Source organism: Staphylococcus americanisciuri (assembly GCF_024814435.1).
Lineage (GTDB): Bacteria > Bacillota > Bacilli > Staphylococcales > Staphylococcaceae > Staphylococcus > Staphylococcus americanisciuri.
Window position 1 is genome coordinate 1 of the sequence record NZ_JANUXY010000028.1, and the last position, 543, is coordinate 543.

At 47.1% G+C, this 543-nt stretch carries 4 tRNA genes; all 4 read left to right on the forward strand.

Annotation, left to right across the window (positions count from 1 at the left end):
- Positions 1 to 37 precede the first annotated feature (37 nt).
- The 4 genes from NXS11_RS10915 (at position 38) to NXS11_RS10930 (ending at position 402) form a co-directional block, all read left to right on the forward strand.
- A tRNA-Leu gene (locus NXS11_RS10915) sits at positions 38 to 126 on the forward strand.
- A gap of 21 nt (positions 127 to 147) precedes the next feature.
- Positions 148 to 224 (forward strand) — tRNA-Arg (locus tag NXS11_RS10920).
- A gap of 9 nt (positions 225 to 233) precedes the next feature.
- A tRNA-Pro gene (locus tag NXS11_RS10925) sits at positions 234 to 307 on the forward strand.
- A gap of 19 nt (positions 308 to 326) precedes the next feature.
- Positions 327 to 402 (forward strand) — tRNA-Ala (locus NXS11_RS10930).
- Positions 403 to 543 lie beyond the last annotated feature (141 nt).

Below are 543 nucleotides of genomic sequence, written 5' to 3' on the forward strand. Positions count from 1 at the left end.
TCGCGGGTTCGAATCCCGTCTTCTGCTCCATTATTTTGCCGGGGTGGCGGAACTGGCAGACGCACAGGACTTAAAATCCTGCGGTAAGTGATTACCGTACCGGTTCGATTCCGGTCCTCGGCACCATCTAAATAACATATTATCAATGCGCCCGTAGCTCAACTGGATAGAGCGTTTGACTACGGATCAAGAGGTTATGGGTTCGACTCCTATCGGGCGCGCCATTTTAATTGCGGGAAGTAGCTCAGCTTGGTAGAGCACTTGGTTTGGGACCAAGGGGTCGCAGGTTCAAATCCTGTCTTCCCGACTTACTTAATGAAATTCATGGGGGCTTAGCTCAGCTGGGAGAGCGCCTGCTTTGCACGCAGGAGGTCAGCGGTTCGATCCCGCTAGTCTCCACCATTATTTTTAAAACGATGAACATTGAAAACTGAATGACAATATGTCAACGTTAATTCCGATAATTTGAGTACTCAGAGTAGTACTTCAAGAGTGATTGACTTAAACAATCAAACGAGCTAATCAAGCTTACTTCTTTTATGG